The sequence below is a fragment of the Limosilactobacillus pontis DSM 8475 genome (genome assembly GCF_001435345.1).
In the GTDB taxonomy this organism is placed as follows: Bacteria; Bacillota; Bacilli; order Lactobacillales; family Lactobacillaceae; genus Limosilactobacillus; species Limosilactobacillus pontis.
On the sequence record NZ_AZGO01000065.1, the window covers coordinates 37,813 to 55,555 of the forward strand.

The following is a 17,743-nucleotide window of genomic DNA, read 5'->3' on the forward strand; positions in this document are numbered from 1 at the left end:
CAATGGCAGAAAAAGAATTTCGTGAAGAAAAGAAGAAGGAAACGGAAAAGCTGGTCCACAAGCTGATCCAGGAGATTGATGAGCACCCGGACAAGGTGAACAACTACTATGATCTGGGTTCTCTGTTGACCCGTTTGAATGACTACACCCAGGCTGAAGAATTGTTCATGAAGGCGCTTGGAATCTTCGAGGCCAAAAATGACCGGGAAGCCCAGGACCTGCTGAACTACGGTTTGGGGAACCTTTACTACGAGGTTGGTAAGGTTAATCGGGCCATCGAACTCTACAATAAGATCGAAGACGGTAAGCTCAAAGCGGACGCCTACCTGATGCTGGCCCAGAGCTACATGAAGAAGGGGCAGCATAAACAGGCCGTGGCGTACGGTCTGACCGCCCATGAGCTACGGAAAGAGGATCCGGCTATCAATCAGGTAATCGGGGACTCACTGTTGGCCCTCGGTGAATTTACTAAGGCCAAGGAGTACTACGATGCGATCTTGAAGCGGCACCCAGGCCGGGCTGACACCCAGTTCAACCGGGGGATCGTCGCCATGGTCCTCGGCGAGCCTTACAAGGACTACCTCGCCCAGGCCAAGCAGCTGGACCTCAACTACTACCAGAAGAGTGAACAGCGCCTGGCCGACATCGAAAAGACCCTGCAGAAGACCCAGGGCAAAAACAATTGATCCCGTTTGGAAAGGATGACTTCAATGGCAGCTGAAATGGATCTATTTAAGACGCCGACGGAGCCGTCTTTTTTTGTTGGGCAGGTCCAGTCGGAAATTTTCACCAGCCCAGACTCCTTTTATAAAGTCCTGATTGTCTCGGTGGAGGAGGCTAATTTTGACTGGAATGAGACTGAGATCACCGTCACCGGGAGTTTCGGCGACCTCAGCGACGATCGCACCTATCGCTTTGAGGGTCAGCTGGTCGACCATCCGCGCTACGGTCGTCAGTTTCAGGCCCAGTCCTACCATATCAACCAGCCGACCAGTCGGGACGGGTTGATCGACTTCCTGTCTGGCAAGCAGTTTAGTGGGGTCGGCAAGAAAACGGCCGAGAAGATCGTCGACACCTTGGGGACGGACGCCATCGCGAAGATCAACCGTGACCCCCACGTGCTGGATTCAATCACTCTCCGCCACGGGGTTAAACAGTCGATCATCGAGAACCTCCAGGCCAGCCAGGGGATGGACCAGATCATCATCGGGCTGAATGACCTGGGCTTCGGGAGCAACCTCAGTAGCACCATCTTTGACAAGTATGGCGACGAGACCCTCCACGTAATCCGGGGGAACCCTTACAAGTTGGCCCAAGACATTGACGGGATCAGCTTTAAGCGGGCTGACCAGGTGGCAAACCAGATGAAGATCGCCCCCGATGACCCCCGGCGGATCACGGCGGCCATCTTCCAGAGCCTCGATGATTTGATGATGGCCACCGGGGATACCTACACCAGCAGCCAGCCCCTCCTTTCGCAGACGGTCCGCCTGCTTAACGAGAGCGGAGCCGGGCAGGTTGGCGTAAATGCGATTTCGGATCAGATCGTGGCCTTGGAGAAAAAGGACGCCATCAACTATGAGGACCAGCGAATATACCCGGCGTCCCTCTACAAGGCGGAGTGGCAGATTGCCGATCACCTGCACCGGTTGATGAACGCCCCAGAAGAGGAACTCGACCAGAAGACGGTTGACCAGACCGTCGATAAGGTCAGTGTCCAGACCGGGATCAAGTATGACCCGGTTCAGGAGCGGGCAATCAAGATGGCCCTCAACCATAAGGTGATGCTGTTGACCGGGGGGCCTGGGACCGGTAAGACCACAATTATCAAGGGGATCGTGGCGGCCTATGCCCGTCTGCACCAGATTTCCCTTGACCTGGATGAATATAAGGACAACGCCTTCCCGGTCCTGCTGGCCGCCCCAACCGGCCGGGCTGCCAAACGGATGAGCGAGGCGACCGACCTGCCGGCCAGCACCATTCATCGGATGCTGGGGCTCAACGGGCGTGAGCTGCCGACCGACATGAACGCCCGGGACATCAAGGGGGCACTGCTGATCATTGATGAGATGTCAATGGTCGACACCCTCCTCTTCAAGACCCTGGTCCAGGCGATTCCGACCGCGATGCACGTCGTCCTGGTTGGCGATAAGGACCAGCTGCCCTCGGTCAGTCCCGGTCAGGTCTTCCACGACCTGCTTAGCTTTCCGGAGATCCCCCGGGTGGAATTGACCAACATTCACCGGCAGGCGGCCGATTCGACCATCATCCCATTGGCCCATGCCATCAAGGAGGGACACCTGCCGGCCGACCTGACCAACCGCCTGCCGGATCGTTCCTTCATCAAGTGTCATACCCCCCAGGTGCCAAGCATCATTAACCAGATCATCACCCTGTCGGCCAAGCGGGGTTACACCGCTGCCGATGTTCAGATTCTGGCCCCGATGTATCGCGGCCAGGCCGGGGTCGACAACCTCAACCAGCTTGCCCAGCAGTCCTATAATCCGCCGGCCAAGGGCAAGCAGGAGGTCGCGTTCCGGGGGCAGATCTTCCGGGTGGGAGATAAGGTCCTCCAGCTAGTCAATAGCCCGGAGAACAACGTCTTCAATGGCGACATTGGTCAGATCACGGCCGTCGAGACGGGGGCCAAGAAGGGGGGGGAGCGGACCGATACGATCACGATTGACTTCGATGGTAACGAGGTCAATTACGGTCGTCAGGAATGGACGCAGATCCGTCTGGCCTACTGTATCTCAATTCATAAGGCCCAGGGGAGTCAGTTCAAGATGGTCCTTTTGCCCCTGGTCCGGCAGTTTAGCCGGATGCTTCAGCGGAATCTGGTCTACACGGCAGTGACCCGGGCAGCCGAGAAGCTGGTTTTAATCGGTGAACCAGCCGCCCTGGTGACGGCCACCCAGCACACGGGTGAGAATCGGCAAACGTCCCTGCCGCAACGGCTGGTGACGGTCTGGCAGCGCCATGATCAGTTGAAGTCACCGCTGGATAAGCCCATCGCACGGCCCCAGCATGCTGCCTCGCAGGTGGTGCCGCAGATTAAGAGTACCGATGTGTTAGAACCGGTCGCCCAATCCCCAGCTCCCGATCAGCCAGCTATCCTGACGGCGGCGATGATTGAAGATCAGCAAATCGACCCGATGATCGGGATGGCTGGTCTCACCCCTGATAACTGCTAGTAACGTAAATTTAACTTAATCAACCATTCATTTGTTGCGATAATGAAGGTGGATTTTTTGCATTGACTTAAAAGGAGCACAGAAACATGACGCAGATTAAGAACGCTGAGAATGTCCGCCTGTTTGCCTTAAACTCAAACCGGCCCTTGGCTAAGAGCATTGCCAACCGGATTGGCTTGCCATTGAGTAAGGCCTCCATCAGCCACTTTGCTGACGGGGAGATCAAGATCACGATTGACGAGAGTGTCCGGGGCTGTGAGGTTTACGTGATCCAGTCTGTTTCGGACCCGGTCAACACTAACCTGATGGAACTCCTGATCATGGTTGACGCCCTGCGGCGGGCCAGTGCGGCGAAGATCAACGTGGTCATGCCCTACTATGGCTATGCCCGCCAGGATCGGAAGGCCCGGAGCCGGGAACCAATTACGGCCAAGCTGATCGCCAACCTCCTGGAAATGGATCAGATCGACCGCCTGGTCACCATTGACCTGCACGCCGCCCAAGTTCAAGGCTTCTTCGACATTCCAGTTGATCACCTCCAAGCCACCAGCCTCTTTGCCAGCTACTGTGAGCAGCATGGCCTGACTGGGGATGACGTTGTCGTTGTTTCACCCGACCACGCCGGAGTTAACCTGGCCCGGAAGTTTGCCGAACACATCAAGGCGCCGATCGCCATCGTCGACAACCGGGCAGATGAGGTCCGGGAGCGGACCAGCCAGGAAGTTCCGGAATACGTCATCGGTGACGTCGAAGGACGGACTGCACTGGTGGTTGACGATATTGTCGATACTGGGGTCCGGATGAAACTTTCTGCTGCCGCCCTGCAGAAGTTTGGTGCCAAGCGGATCTTTGGGATTGCGACCCACGCCGTCCTCTCCGGTGATGCCGTCAATATCCTGGAAGACTCTGGATTGGAGAAGATGATCGTCACGGATACCATCCAGTTGCCAGAGGAGAAGTGTTTCGATAAGCTAGTCCGGTTGTCAGTGGCTGACCTGCTGGCCGAGGCGATGGTTCGCATCCATAATCATCAGTCTATTGATACGCTATTTAATCGCAAGTAAGAATTGCTATCCAAAAACAAGCGACGCAAGCTGATTAGCTTCAGTTTGCGTCGCTTTTCATATTAGTTAATCAATGAGACCCAGCTGAGGGAGCTGGCTGACAAAGGCCTGGTAGGCTGCCTGCTCCCCGGTGGTTGTGATCTGACACTGGACCGCTGCCCGGTGGAGATCCGCCTCATCCACCACAATCTCGTGGGTGAAGGTCGCATTACCGATCAGTTCAATCCAGTATTCCTGGTTCTGGAAGTGGACGATGGTCCGCACCTTGCCGCCCGGGTTGAAAACCTCAATCGGCTGATCGAAGTCGGCAGCCTCGGGGTGGAGGAGGACGAAGGCCAAGCTGGTGGCCGACATCCCGGTTCCACAGGCGTTGGTGAAGCCTACCCCACGCTCATAGGTACGGACGAAGAGTTGATTATGACCAAGAATGTGGGCGAAGTTGACGTTGACCCCGTCATTGAAGTAGGGGTTCTTCCCGTTTAGACGGTGGCCAATCACGCCGAGAACGTCATCCTGGAGGGCCGGACGGTCAACGAAGCTGATCAGGTGGGGGTTAGGGACCGCAATGGCACTGAAACGTAGGCGGGGCCAGAGTTCTGGTGCTGGGGTGTCGAGTAGGCGGTCGTGGCCGAGGTTATCAAAAGGGAGGGCGTCCTTGGCGAAACGGACCGGTGAGATTTCGACGGCAAAGGCGGGCACCCCGGGGGCCAGGTCATCCTGCTTGCGGACCCGAAGGCTGGCGTCCTTGGTATCGACCTTGAACTGGTCAAGCTGGTCACGGTTGGCAACGTAACGGGCCACCGTCCGCAGTCCGTTGCCGCACATGGTAGCCTCGCTACCGTCAGCGTTGATCACCCGCATCTGGGCTTGGGCACCTGGACGGAATGGTCGATCGACCACCAGAACCCCGTCGGCACCGCCCAGCAGTCCGGTCTGGGGGTTAGTGACCTGTTGGGTCAGTTGACGGAGCTCAGGGTCGGTCAATGGCTGATCAAGAGTGGTCTGGTCAAGGATGAAGAACTGGTTCTGGGAACCGTGGACTTTGAGTAGGGTTGGCATGTACATTCCTCCTAACTTAGTTGGCAAAGAAACGGTGGTAGATTGCACGGACGGCGTTGTCGGCATCCTGGTCGTCGGTACCGATCATGATCGAGATTCGGGATGCTCCCTGATTGATCATCGGTACGGCGATGTGGTTATGGGCCAGGGGGGCCAGAATATCGTTGATGACCCCGATCAGGTTACGCATCCCTTCGCCGACGACCATGGTGATGGCGTAGTTATTGATCCACTCAAGTCGGTCGGGATTGACCGCCTCTTGAATCTTGTTGGAGATGGTGTCGATCAGCTGGTCGTCAACCAGGTTGCGGTCCATGATAATGGTGATGTCGTCGATTCCTGATGGCATGTGTTCGTATGAAACGTGGTACTTGGCTAGAATTTCCAAAATCCGCAGGGTGAAACCGGTCTGCTTGTTGAGCAGGTACTTGTGGAGGTAGAGGGCCGCAAAATGCTTACCACTGACGATCCCGGTGACAATGTCGCTTGGTTGGAAGTCCTTGTCGGGAACGATCAGGGTGCCAGACTTCTCAGGGTGGTGGGTGTTCTTGACATTGATTGGAACATTGCCCTCGATTGCCGGGATTAGGGCCTCATCATGGAAGACCGAGAAGCCGGCGTAGGAGAGCTCCCGCATCTCACGGTAGGTCATCTTGCGGATCGGCTGGGGCTCGTCGACTACGCTGGGGTTAGCTGCGTAGATGGCGTCGACGTCGGTGAAGTTTTCGTACAGGTCGGCGTGTAGGCCGCGGGCCAGGATTGCGCCAGTGATGTCGGAGCCGCCCCAGGAGAAGGTGGCAATGTGGCCAGCCAGGGTAATGCCGTAGAAACCGGGAAAGACCAGGAGCTCACTTTGCTTGGCCGTAAATTGATCGAGCAGGCTGTATGTCTCGGGGATTACGCTGGCGTTGTTTGGGGTTCCGGAAACCCGGATCCCGGCAGCTGTTGGGGTGACGAAGCGGGCTTCATAACCCAGGTGGTTGAGAATCAGGGCCATCAACTGGGCGTTGGAACGCTCACCGTGGGCCTTGAAGGCGGCCAGCAGATATTGGTTGTTCGGGTAGTCCCCATTTGGCAGGTCGCGGAGGCGGTCGATGATCGGTGTTAACTGGCTTGCCGGTAAGTGGAAGTGGTTGGCGATGGCCCGGTAGCGGTCGGTGACCTGCTGGAGGACATCATCCGTAGCTTGCCCGTCGATCACTGATCGGGCGTACTTGATCAGGAGGTCGGTGACCTTGGTGTCGCCGGCGTGGCGTTTACCGGGGGCGGAGGTAACGATCACTCGCCGCTCAGGGTCGGCCGTGATAATTTTAATTGCCTGGGCGAAGCTGTCCCCGTCAGCCAGAGAGCTGCCACCGAATTTAACTACTTTCATCTTTCTCAAACTCCTTTGGACGGATAATTAATAATCCTCATCATCGTCGACTTATTTTAATCGAATTCTAACATGGAACTTAAAATAAGCAAGTATAATTATTCTAATCCGGCGTAATGTTAACGTTTTACTTCATATAACGGAATTAGATTAACCTGATAAAAATTAATTTAGCCTATTGACTTTCTCATAATTTATTATAAGCTAGAAACATAAATCGAAGAGGTGCAGCCAACACCAGTAGTCGACCGGAACGATGCCAAGTATTGATGGTCGGTGAACAGGGCGGCTGCCGAAGCGCTCAGCCAGGCACGGCTGGGTTGGCTGGGGCGTGGTCGAATAGGTCACGGACTGTCGCAGGACGGATAGGAGCCTGCGTTGCGCTATCGACAGATGAAATGGATAATCAATGGGATCCACTGTTTGTTTGCGCAGACAGTGGATTTTTTTATCAGTCGAATCCCCGCTACGGACAGCACAGGAGGGAACAAGATGAATGAGCAATTAACTGAGCAACAGATTAACGCCGCCGGCCACCTGACAATCGGTGGCTGTGACGCGATCGAACTGGCCCACAAGTATGGGACACCGCTGGTGGTTTACGACGTCAGCCGGATCCGTGACCAGATCCGCCGTTTTAAGAAGGTCTTCGAGGCCAACCAGGTGGATTACGAGGTCAGCTACGCCAGCAAGGCCTTCGCCGCTATTGCTATGTATCAGGTGGCTGCGGCGGCGGGCGCCCACATCGACGTGGTTTCCGGTGGGGAACTCTACACGGCGATCAAAGCTGGCTTTCCGATGGACCGGGTCAGCTTCCACGGCAATAATAAGTCTGCCGACGAGCTGGCGATGGCGATCCACCACCATGTCGGGGTGATCATGCTGGATAACTTCCACGAGACTGACCTCCTGTCCCAACTTCTGGAAGAAAATGACGCCAAAATCAAGGTCATGCTCCGGATCACCCCGGGGATTGCCGCCCATACTAATAAGTACATTCAAACGGGGCAGGTCGACAGCAAGTTCGGTTTCGACCTGGCATCCGGCCAAGCGGATGAGGCATTGGAAAAGGTCCTGGCTAACCCACGGATGGAGATGCTCGGTCTGCATGCCCATATCGGGTCGCAGATCTTTGAACTGGCCGGCTTCGAAGGGGTCGCTGACAAGCTGGTCGAGGTGGCCAGCCACTGGCAAGCAAAGTACGGCTACCAGGCCCGGGTCATCAACGTCGGGGGCGGCTTCGGGATTCGCTACGTCAGCGTTGATCACCCGCTGATGCCAGAGGAGTTCGTCGACGCCATCATCAAGGCGATCAAAACGGCAGTAGCCAAGACCAACCTGGACCTGCCGGCCATCTGGATTGAACCTGGTCGGTCGATTGTTGGCCCCGCGGGTTATAACCTCTACACGGTGGGTTCGCGCAAGGACGTACCGGGATTGAAACCCTATGTAACCGTTGATGGGGGGATGGGTGACAACATCCGGCCAGCGCTTTACCAGGCCGAGTACGAGACGGTGCTGGCCAGCAACCCCCACGCCCCGATCGAGGAACACGTTCGCCTGGCCGGCAAGTACTGTGAGTCCGGCGATATCCTGAGTCAGGACCAGGGGCTACCGGCGACCAAGCCTGGCGACGTACTGGCAATGCTGGATACCGGCGCGTACGGTTACGCGATGGCCTCCAACTATAACCGTAACCCGCGGCCAGCGGTGGTCTTCGCCGAAAACGGCCATGACCAGCTGGTAATTGAACGCGAGAGCTATGCCGACCTGGTGCACCTAGACCGGCCCTATGAACAACAATAATGATTCCTTATAAAATATGTAGAAAGAGGTTAGCAACATGGCAAAATTAGACGCACAGACGATCATTAACTACATCGGTAACGCCCCTAAGAAGACCCCCGTCAAGGTCTACCTGCGTGGGAACCTGGCCGATCTGGAATTTCCTCAAGGGGTTCAGCACTTCACCGAGGCCCACAGTGGAGTAATCTTCGGTGATTGGGCAGACGTCCAGCCCTTCCTTGAACAGGCCGGCGACCGGATTGCCGACTACCACGTCGAAAACGACGCCCGCAACTCCGCTGTCCCGTTGCTTGACCTGAAGGGGATCAACGCCCGGATCGAACCGGGGGCGATCATCAGGGATAAGGTCCTGATTGGTGACAACGCCGTCATCATGATGGGAGCCACAATCAATATTGGTGCTGAGATCGGTGCCGACTCGATGATCGACATGGGCGCCATCCTCGGTGGCCGGGCGATCGTCGGTAAGCACTGTCACATCGGTGCCGGGACCGTTCTCGCCGGGGTGGTTGAACCTGCCTCTGCCCAGCCGGTGCGAATTGATGACAATGTCCTGATCGGGGCCAATGCCGTGGTGATCGAGGGGATTCACGTTGGTGAGGGTGCCGTGGTCGCCGCCGGGGCGATCGTCACCCATGACGTGGCACCGCACACGATGGTCGCCGGGGTACCCGCCAAGTTTATCAAGAATGTCGACCAACAGACTGAGAGTAAGACGGCCCTGGAAGACGGCCTCAGGAAGCTGTAGGGTGAGCAGATGCTAACGGAAGAACAACTGATTCACGTGCGGCGCCACCTTCACGAGATTCCGGAGTTGGCCCTACACGAATACCAAACCCATGACTACCTATTAGAAGTGATTCACGAATTTAACCAGGCCAACCTGGAAATCCGGGTGCCAGACGATCTGCCGACAGCGATCCTGGTCCTGGTTCACGGCCGTCAGCCAGCCCGGACGATCGGTTACCGGACCGACATCGACGCCCTGCCGGTGGAGGAGCAGACGGGCCTGCCCTTTGCCTCCCGCCACCCGGGGGTGATGCACGCCTGCGGACACGACATCCACATGACCGTGGCCTTAGGAGTGCTGAGCTTCTTCAGTACCCACCAGCCCAAGGACAACCTGCTCTTCTTCTTCCAACCGGCGGAGGAGAGCGACTACGGTGGTAAGCGGGCCTACGAGGCGGGGATCTTCACCGGTAAGTGGCACCCAGACGAGTTCTACGGCCTCCACGATAACCCCGACCTACCTGCCGGGGAGATCGGTTGTCGGATGGGAACCCTGTTTGCCGGGACCACTGAGGTTAACATCGACATTAACGGGAAGGGGGGGCACGCAGCCTACCCCCAGGACGCCAATGACACTGTGGTCGCGGCCGCCAGCCTGATCATGCAGGTCCAGACGATTATCTCTCGCAGCATTGACCCGATTGCCAGTGGGGTGATCACCCTGGGCAAGATTCGGGGTGGGACGATCCGCAACGTCATCGCGGGCCACACCCGTATTGAGGGGACGATCCGCGGCCTCACCCAGGAGATGATCGAGCATATCGACCACCGCCTGCAGGCCGTCTGTGACGGGGTTGCCACCAGCTTCGGACTGGACGTCGACCTGGAGCTCAACCAGGGCGGCTACTGGCCGGTCGAGAACGATCCATCCTTGACTAAGCGTTTTATTGACTATATGCAGCAGAATCCGGATGTTAACTTCATCGAGACGGCCCCGGCGATGACCGGGGAGGACTTCGGCTACCTGCTGGCCCAGTTTCCGGGCACGATGTTCTGGCTGGGAGTTGACGAAGACTCCCAGCTCCACTCCGCCACCTTGACACCAAAGGAGGACGCCATCCAAAAGGGTGTTGACGCCATTGCTGGTTTCCTAAACTACCGGATGCAAGAGAATTAATTGGAGGATGAAAAGATGACAACATTACAAGACGCTGATTTACTAACCGCAATCGTGACCCCGTTTGACGGCGACAATCATATCAACTTTGCCAGCCTTAAGACACTGACCGAGCACCTCCTGGCCGGGGGCAGTAACGGTTTCGTCATCGGGGGTACCACCGGTGAGACGCCAACCCTCTCCCACGACGAGAAGATCGCCCTCTACCAGCAGTTCGGTCAGATCATCGCTGGCCGGGTACCCGTGATCGCTGGGACCGGGTCCAACAACACCCAAGAGACGATTGACTTTACTAACGAGGTCGCCGCGATTGCCGGGATCGACTACGCCCTGGTGGTGGTTCCGCCGTACAACAAGCCGAACCAGCGGGGGATGATCGCCCACTTTACCGCCGTCGCCGACCAGGTTAAGATCCCGATTATTATCTATAACATTCCGGGGCGGACCGGGGTCAAGATGGATGCCCGGACCGTCGTGGAACTGTCACAGCACCCAAACATTGCCGGAGTCAAGCAGTGTGCCTCCCTCGAAGAGATGCAGTACATCATCGACCACGCCGCTGACGACTTCGCCATCTTCACCGGTGAGGACGCCCAGGCACTGACCGCCCGTGTTCTCGGCGCCAACGGGGTTATCTCCGTGGCTTCTCACTGCTACGTCAAGGAGATGCGGCAGATGTATGACCAACTCTACGCCGGCAACTACCAGAAAGCTGGTCAGCTACAGCGTCTGCTGACGCCAAAGATGGCCGCCCTCTTCATGTACCCGTCACCGTCACCGGTCAAGGCGGTCCTGAATGCCCAGGGCCTGGCCGCTGGCGGCTGCCGGCTGCCGATCCTCTCCTTAAACGATCCGGAGAAGCGGGCCCTGGAATCCGCCCTGGAACTGCCGGCTAACTCGCTGAGTACCCAGGACCTGCCGTTGGACTTGTAAAGGGTGGTGACGAGCATGAAAAAGGTTTTAATTGCTGGGGCTGCCGGAGCAATGGGACAGAAGGCCGTTGACCTGGTTAACTCCCTCCCGGATTACCAGCTAACAGCCGTCCTGGCTCCCCACCTGGCGGCTGAGCAGGCGGAGCAATACCACCTGGCTGCCGCGGTCAAGGTCTACCACCGGTTGGCCGAGATTGAAGACGGGATCGCTGATATCTGGGTTGACTTTACCCTACCGGACGCCGGCTACGAAAACGTCAAGTTCGCTCTCCAACACGGGATGCGGCCGATCGTCGGCACGACTGGTCTGACCGATGACCAGGAGGCGGAATTGGTCCGGCTCAGCCAGCGGCAGGGGCTGGGCGGCCTGATCGCCCCGAACTTTGGGATGTCGGCCGTCCTCTTGATGAAGTTTGCCAAGGAGGCGGCGACCTACTTCCCGGACGTGGAGATCATCGAGATGCACCACGCTGACAAGAAGGATGCCCCCTCTGGGACCGCCCTGAGTACGGCCAAGCTGATCGACCAGGTCCGGTCTGACCACGAGACCAACCCGGATGAGCAGGAGAGCTTAGCCGGGGCCCGTGGCGGTGACTACCACGGGATCAAGATCCATGCCGTTCGCCTGCCCGGCTATATTGCCCACGAGCAGGTTCTCTTTGGGGGCGCCGGTGAGGCCCTGACTATCCGGCAGGACTCCTTTGACCGCCAGTCATTCATGAGCGGGGTCAAGGTCGCCCTAGAAAAGATCTGTCAGCTGGATCAACTGGTGATTGGCCTTGAGAACATCCTTTAGCACAGACAGAAAGAAGAATCGTTATATGAGTAAGGAATACAATGTCGCAATTTTAGGGGCCACCGGTGCGGTTGGTACCCGGATGATTCAACAACTTGAACAATCTACCATCCCGGTTAAGAGCTTGAAGCTCCTGGCCTCCAGCCGATCCGCCGGCAAGCAGCTCCAGTTTAAGGGGCAGCCGATCACGGTTGAGGAGGCCACCCCAGATGCCTTTAACGGGGTCGACCTAGTACTTTCCTCTGCTGGGGGCAGTGTCTCCAAGAAGCTCTTGCCTGAGGCCGTCAAGCGTGGGGCGGTCTGTGTCGATAACACCAGCGCCTTCCGGATGAAACCGGACGTGCCACTGGTTGTTCCCGAGGTTAACGAGGAAGCCCTGAAGAATCATCATGGGATCGTTGCCAACCCGAACTGCTCAACGATTCAGATGGTCGTCGCTCTTGAGCCAATCCGACAGGCGTTTGGTCTCAAGCAGGTGATCGTCTCCACCTACCAGGCGGCATCCGGGGCCGGGCAGTCCGCCTTAAACGAGTTGAAGCATGAGGCCCAGGACTACCTAGACGGCAAGGACATTCAGGAGGATGCTCAGATTCTGCCGACCAAGGGGGATAAGAAACATTACCCGCTGGCCTTCAACCTCCTGCCACAGATCGACGTCTTCGAGGACGACGGCTACTCCCACGAGGAGTGGAAGATGATCCACGAAACCAAGAAAATTATGCTCAACGACATGGACGCTGGTGACATCAAGGTTACCGCCACCTGTGTCCGGGTACCGGTTCCGATCGCCCATGGTGAGTCGGTCTACTTTACGGTCGATGACCCGACCGTCACCGTTGACCAACTTCGTGAAGTCTTGCAGGGGGCCCCGGGTGTTACCCTCCAGGATGACCCGGCCCACCAGGTCTATCCACAACCGTTGAACGCCGTCGGTAAGCGTGACACTTTCGTCGGCCGGCTACGGGCGGACGCCGAAAACCCGGGTTCCTTCAACATGTGGGTGGTTGCCGATAACCTCCTGAAGGGGGCTGCTTGGAACACGGTTGAGAATGCCGAGTGCCTGGTCAAGGACGGTCTTCTCTAAAGCATGATTAAAAATTCATAATTAATTTTTTGTATTGAGCAAACCGAAGAACGCTTGGATTAGTCGGTTGACGGCTCGGTGCTTGATGAAGGCGCTGGTCTTGCCCGGTTGAAGGGGACAGGACCAGCGCCTTATTAGCCAGCGGGCCCCTGAGCCGATAACTGACCAGATGTTCGCTATACTAATCGTTCAAATAATGCTACAGTGGACATTATATGCTTAACTAATTATTTATTTTTGTACAAAATCATTTGTAGGAAGGAAGTTTTGCTTATGGTAAAACGAGCACACCATCGTTCAGCGGTCCGCAACGTGCTGGCCGGGACAATCGGTACCTTAGGTGCATTAGCGGTAACTACCCAGGTCGCTAGTGCTAACCACGTCATTGTTAAGGCTGGGGATACCATCTGGAAGATTGCCGAACAGCACCAGACCACCGTTTCCGCCCTGGAAAACGCCAATACTAATACTGTCAAGAAGGTTAGTGATAGTGTTGACCTGATTTATGCTGGTCAACAGCTCGCCCTTCCTGGTAGCAACGACCAGGCGATGCAGGCAGATGCCAACGGCCACTATACCGTGAAGCCCGGTGATACCCTGAGTAAAATTGCCCAACACTTCCACACCTCAGTTGCCAACCTGCGGGCCTTAAACGGGTTGTCTGGTGATCAGCTTTACATCGGCCAGCAACTGGTTGTTAATGGCCAGGCGGTTTCGACCACTGTTACCACCCCAGCGGTTACCACTCAGCCAGTAGCAACGAGTGAAACGTCGGTGGCCAGTGCCGCCCCACTTGCTAGTCAAGAAGCAACAAGCACGCCAACGCCGGTCCAGTCTGCCAGCGCCAGTCAAGCGCAACCGGTTAGTGCAGCTGATAGCTCAGCAAACGTGACGACCCCGGCCACAAGTGCTAGTGCTGGTTCTGTTGCCCCGACTAGTACCGAAGCAACTGACCAGATGGCCGTGGCTGCCACCACTAATAGTGCTGCTAATAGTAACGCTGATACGACCACTACGGCAGAGACGGCGAGTCAGACCAGCGCGGTAGCGACGAGCACCACGCCGGCCAACGTCCAGTCGACTTCCGTTGCGCCAGCTCCAATGCAATCCGCCAGTGCCAACGTCACGACAACGGCAAACACTAGCTCGGCAACACCGCAGCCGGTTGCCTCCCAGGCCCCGGCTAGTGCTAGCCAGCAGGCCGCCCCACAAGCAGCCAGTCAAGCGCCGGCTCAACAATCGGCCAGTCAGGCACCAGTTCAGCAATCTAGCCAGCCGGCCACACCAGCGTCGGCCCAACCACAGACTAACGCCAGTCAGAATCTCAGCTCTGGTTCCGTGGTTAGCCTGGCTACCAAGGTTGCGAACTCAAACAGCGTCCCTTACGTTTGGGGTGGTTCCTCATTGAACGGAATGGATTGCTCTGGCCTGGTGGATTACGTTTACGCCAATGCCGAGGGCAAGCAGCTGCCGCATAACACGGTAGCCCTCGAAAGCCACGTTAACCAGCACGCTGTCAGTGACGCCCAGGCGGGGGACATCCTCTTCTGGGGCCAGCACGGGTCAACGTATCACTGTGCAATCTACACCGGTAACAACCAATTCGTTGCGGCGGCTAAGCCCGGAACCAATGTGGCTTCCTACACGATCAGTCCATACTTCCAGCCAAGCTTTGCCGGAACGGTTAAGTAACATTAGAGAATTTTCACCATGAAGTAACAGAAGTGTAACGTCGCAGGGGTTAACTTTTTCGATCAGGCATGATATTTTGTTTATATGCAATTTGTTGATTGCTTTAAATATTTACTAATCTAGATTGGAAGTGTTTAAAGTGAGTAATAAACATGAGATTGAAGAAGAATTGAACCAGGCCCAGGCGCGGCTTGACGCCCTCTGTCAAAATGAGGGGACGGTTGACGACCATGGTAATCAAACGGTGGTTGTTCAACCAACCTATGGTGATGAGATGCAGTCATTGCGTGAGGAATGCAGCAATTTGCAGATTATCCTCGAAGCGATGGAAGCCTCTGAAGACTAAAAAAGCATTTGGATTTTCCAAATGCTTTTTTTAGTTCTGTGCTTGTTGATAGAAAGGGTAGCTGGTGGTGGTGATTAGCAGGTCCATGAACTGGTTACCGATCTCTTCACCATCAACCTGGGCAAATTCTAGTGAGGTGGTCGTGCAGTGGAAACTGCGACCATGGTAGTAGCTAGCAAAACGTGAATTGGCTAATTTGCCGTGGGTAAACTTCCAGATTTGCCAGAAGGTGACCAGCCAGTTTTTCCGTTCAGCCACGATCAGGTCCAAGGAGGATTCTGTTAGGTCGGCGGCTGGGGTAATTTGGAGGTGACCACTCATGTAAGGGTGGTTGGCGATGATCACAATGTAGGCCTTCTTGAAGAACTCGCGGCTGCCTTGCTGCTGGACCATCAGGTTGAAGGCCTGCTGCTGATTATATAGGACCTCAAGGGCGTGACGGAAGAAACCGAATCGGCTGAGTGGTCGTTGCCGTTTGGAGTGACTGTTCACCCGACTGATGATTGCGGCGTCAAAACCGATTCCGAGGTTGTTGAGAAAGTATTGGTCCTGGTCCTTGATCGCATCATGGTAGTGGCCAATGTTGATTCGACGAATTTCGTGGGCACTGAGAATCTGCTGGAGGGCCTTATCTGGGTCCATTGAGATACCGTAGCCCTTGGCAAAGACACTGTTAACCCCAATGGGGATGTAGGCGAGGGGGACCTGGTCGGCGTGATTCGGCGTGGACCTGATGAGACCGTTCAAGACGTCGTGGAGGGTACCGTCACCACCCACCACGATCATCACCAGTGACTGTGACCATTGGCGATGACCGATCCGACGGGCAAGGTATTCGGCATCTCCAACCTCTTTGGTCAGCTGGTAGTCATAGTGAACGTTTGCTGCATCGAGCTGGCTCTTGATATGTTGCCATGCCTGCTTGGCTGTACCGTTGCCAGCCTGGGGATTAATGATGATTGAATAATGCATTGCTCTTCTTCCTTTAGTTGAAAATAGAAGGGGGTTGCGACAAAATGATTGCCGCAACCCCCATCAACGCCCATTAATCAAATGTCGTAATCTTAAAGTTAGGATTTTGCTTTTCGTAAGCGAGGGCCTGGTCATCAAGCTGTTCAACATACTCGATGTTGTAATCGGTGTTGTGCTCAACCATCAGCAGTGCTTCAGCCTCTGAGTCGGCTTCGATGTACATGGATTGAGTATTCTCACGGACCGGCCGCTTGGTCTTATCCGGTTGGTAGTATACCTTGAAAGTCATACTGTAAAAACTCCCTTATTTAAAGATATTGTTTACTGTAATTACTCTATCCATTTTAGCACAACTAATCAATGCTGTCCTAGAATTTACCGACATGGTATTATTAAGTCAAGTAATAAATAAAAGTGGGGCGATAGTATGCGACTATTTTGGGTATGTTTGGTTGCTGTCATCATTGTGATTGGCCTATACGTAGCCATTCACCGGATCCTGATTAACCGGGCAACGATTATGCTGCGCAATCGTGCACAACAGACGACTGATGATGCGGTCAACGCCAGCCTGCAGAAGCTACTGAGCTGGGATCAGACCTTGAATTCCCAGCTGGTGGCTGATGTTTGGGGCAAGGGGGTCCTGGCCTTTGAGTATCATTTTGATCGTAAGCAAGCCAGCGCTCAGCTAGATCGGGACCAGCTCATGGCGGCCCTGGGCGACTATGCCAACCGGCACGACCTAAAGCCCGCCCAGCCAGGGAAACCGGTTTTTGTGGTGACCGACTGGTGGGAATATGAGGAAATCCTCCATATCGACGTGGCCTACTTGCTGAATGAGTCAACAATGGAATACGTCAGCGACCTGAAGCGTCTCGACCATCACGATAAGCATTAAAAAAAGAAGCAACCGTTCGCGATTGCTTCTTTTTTGTATCTTAGCTGATCATGATCGTGCCTTCCGGAGCCTCAAAGGGATGCTCCTTGTTGATGTGGTCATAGAAGAGAACGCCGTGCAGGTGGTCAATTTCGTGTTGACAGACGATCGCTGGGTAGTTCTTTAGCCGAACCTGGTGCTTTTCGCCCTTAACATCCTGGTAGCGCAGGGTGATTCGGTCGTGGCGGGGAACATAGCCGGGGACGTCCTTATCAACTGATAAGCAGCCCTCGCCCTCTGTCAGGGCACCGTACTGGACGGACTCACTGACGATCACCGGGTTGATGATGACGTCTTTGAACAAGGGCTTGGCGTCCTCGTCGTCACTATCCAGCGGTGGCACTAGGACGGCGGCCATCTGCTTAGAAACCCCTACCTGTGGAGCGGCCAGGCCGACCCCGGCGCGGAGCTTGTACTTTTCGCACAGCTCGGGATCCTGGCTGACCTCCAGGTATTCCATCATCTTTTTGGCTAACTCTTGATCTTCTTCCGAGAGTGGGAATTCAACTTTTGCGGCTCGCTTCCGTAAGACGGGGTTACCGTCGCGAGTAATGTCCTTCATTAGGTACAAGGATATTCG

At 55.7% G+C, this 17,743-nt stretch carries 17 protein-coding genes and 1 riboswitch; of the genes, 12 read left to right on the plus strand and 5 right to left on the minus strand.

Annotated elements, in window-relative coordinates:
- Positions 1–2 precede the first annotated feature (2 nt).
- The 3 genes from FD34_RS07125 to FD34_RS07135 all read left to right on the plus strand — a co-directional run bounded on the left by FD34_RS07125 (position 3) and on the right by FD34_RS07135 (position 4,258).
- Positions 3–686: a tetratricopeptide repeat protein gene (locus tag FD34_RS07125; RefSeq protein WP_057808134.1), complete on the plus strand. Its 684-nt coding sequence runs from the start codon at positions 3–5 to the stop codon at positions 684–686.
- Between the two features lie 24 nt (positions 687–710).
- Positions 711–3,194: an SF1B family DNA helicase RecD2 gene (recD2, locus tag FD34_RS07130; RefSeq protein WP_057808136.1), complete on the plus strand. Its 2,484-nt coding sequence runs from the start codon at positions 711–713 to the stop codon at positions 3,192–3,194.
- A gap of 86 nt (positions 3,195–3,280) precedes the next feature.
- Complete coding sequence (locus FD34_RS07135; protein ID WP_057808138.1) at positions 3,281–4,258, plus strand: ribose-phosphate diphosphokinase; 978 nt, start codon at positions 3,281–3,283, stop codon at positions 4,256–4,258.
- A 66-nt stretch (positions 4,259–4,324) separates the two neighbouring features.
- On the opposite strand, the gene dapF is transcribed toward FD34_RS07135, so the two are convergent.
- Both dapF and FD34_RS07145 read right to left on the minus strand, forming a co-directional pair.
- Positions 4,325–5,317: a diaminopimelate epimerase gene (gene dapF, locus FD34_RS07140; protein WP_057808140.1), complete on the minus strand. Its 993-nt coding sequence runs from the start codon at positions 5,315–5,317 to the stop codon at positions 4,325–4,327.
- 16 nt (positions 5,318–5,333) lie between these two features.
- A complete protein-coding gene (locus FD34_RS07145) occupies positions 5,334–6,692 on the minus strand; it encodes an aspartate kinase (RefSeq protein WP_057808142.1) in 1,359 nt (452 codons plus the stop codon).
- Between the two features lie 212 nt (positions 6,693–6,904).
- Positions 6,905–7,087: riboswitch (Lysine riboswitch) on the plus strand.
- A gap of 97 nt (positions 7,088–7,184) precedes the next feature.
- Here FD34_RS07145 and lysA point away from each other — a divergent pair.
- From lysA to FD34_RS07185, 8 genes are all read left to right on the plus strand, one after another.
- On the plus strand, positions 7,185–8,498 hold the full coding sequence (gene lysA / locus FD34_RS07150; protein ID WP_057808144.1) for a diaminopimelate decarboxylase: 1,314 nt from the start codon (positions 7,185–7,187) through the stop codon (positions 8,496–8,498).
- 37 nt (positions 8,499–8,535) lie between these two features.
- Entirely contained in the window at positions 8,536–9,246 is a 711-nt protein-coding gene (gene dapD, locus FD34_RS07155) for a 2,3,4,5-tetrahydropyridine-2,6-dicarboxylate N-acetyltransferase (RefSeq protein WP_057808146.1), read from the plus strand.
- A 9-nt stretch (positions 9,247–9,255) separates the two neighbouring features.
- Complete coding sequence (locus tag FD34_RS07160) at positions 9,256–10,404, plus strand: N-acetyldiaminopimelate deacetylase (protein WP_057808148.1); 1,149 nt, start codon at positions 9,256–9,258, stop codon at positions 10,402–10,404.
- 15 nt (positions 10,405–10,419) lie between these two features.
- Complete coding sequence (gene dapA / locus FD34_RS07165) at positions 10,420–11,337, plus strand: 4-hydroxy-tetrahydrodipicolinate synthase (protein ID WP_057808149.1); 918 nt, start codon at positions 10,420–10,422, stop codon at positions 11,335–11,337.
- 15 nt (positions 11,338–11,352) lie between these two features.
- Positions 11,353–12,132, plus strand: coding sequence for a 4-hydroxy-tetrahydrodipicolinate reductase (gene dapB, locus FD34_RS07170; RefSeq protein WP_057808150.1), 780 nt, complete (start codon positions 11,353–11,355; stop codon positions 12,130–12,132).
- A gap of 25 nt (positions 12,133–12,157) precedes the next feature.
- Positions 12,158–13,216, plus strand: a complete 1,059-nt coding sequence (locus FD34_RS07175; RefSeq protein ID WP_057808151.1) for an aspartate-semialdehyde dehydrogenase — start codon at positions 12,158–12,160, stop codon at positions 13,214–13,216.
- Between the two features lie 273 nt (positions 13,217–13,489).
- Positions 13,490–14,908: a C40 family peptidase gene (locus tag FD34_RS07180; RefSeq protein WP_057808152.1), complete on the plus strand. Its 1,419-nt coding sequence runs from the start codon at positions 13,490–13,492 to the stop codon at positions 14,906–14,908.
- 139 nt (positions 14,909–15,047) lie between these two features.
- Positions 15,048–15,254 (plus strand): hypothetical protein, encoded by a 207-nt coding sequence (locus FD34_RS07185; RefSeq protein WP_057808153.1) that lies wholly within the window; start codon positions 15,048–15,050, stop codon positions 15,252–15,254.
- A gap of 30 nt (positions 15,255–15,284) precedes the next feature.
- Here FD34_RS07185 and FD34_RS07190 read toward each other — a convergent pair whose 3' ends face one another.
- Both FD34_RS07190 and FD34_RS07195 read right to left on the minus strand, forming a co-directional pair.
- Positions 15,285–16,226 carry a diacylglycerol/lipid kinase family protein gene (locus FD34_RS07190; RefSeq protein ID WP_057808154.1) on the minus strand — a complete coding sequence of 314 codons (942 nt, stop codon included), beginning with the start codon at positions 16,224–16,226 and terminating at the stop codon, positions 15,285–15,287.
- A gap of 73 nt (positions 16,227–16,299) precedes the next feature.
- Complete coding sequence (locus FD34_RS07195; RefSeq protein WP_057808155.1) at positions 16,300–16,515, minus strand: DNA-directed RNA polymerase subunit epsilon; 216 nt, start codon at positions 16,513–16,515, stop codon at positions 16,300–16,302.
- Between the two features lie 138 nt (positions 16,516–16,653).
- Here FD34_RS07195 and FD34_RS07200 point away from each other — a divergent pair, with 138 nt between their 5' ends.
- Complete coding sequence (locus tag FD34_RS07200) at positions 16,654–17,124, plus strand: hypothetical protein (RefSeq protein WP_057808156.1); 471 nt, start codon at positions 16,654–16,656, stop codon at positions 17,122–17,124.
- Positions 17,125–17,164: 40 nt separating this feature from the next.
- Here FD34_RS07200 and def read toward each other — a convergent pair whose 3' ends face one another.
- Entirely contained in the window at positions 17,165–17,734 is a 570-nt protein-coding gene (gene def, locus FD34_RS07205) for a peptide deformylase (protein ID WP_057808157.1), read from the minus strand.
- Positions 17,735–17,743 lie beyond the last annotated feature (9 nt).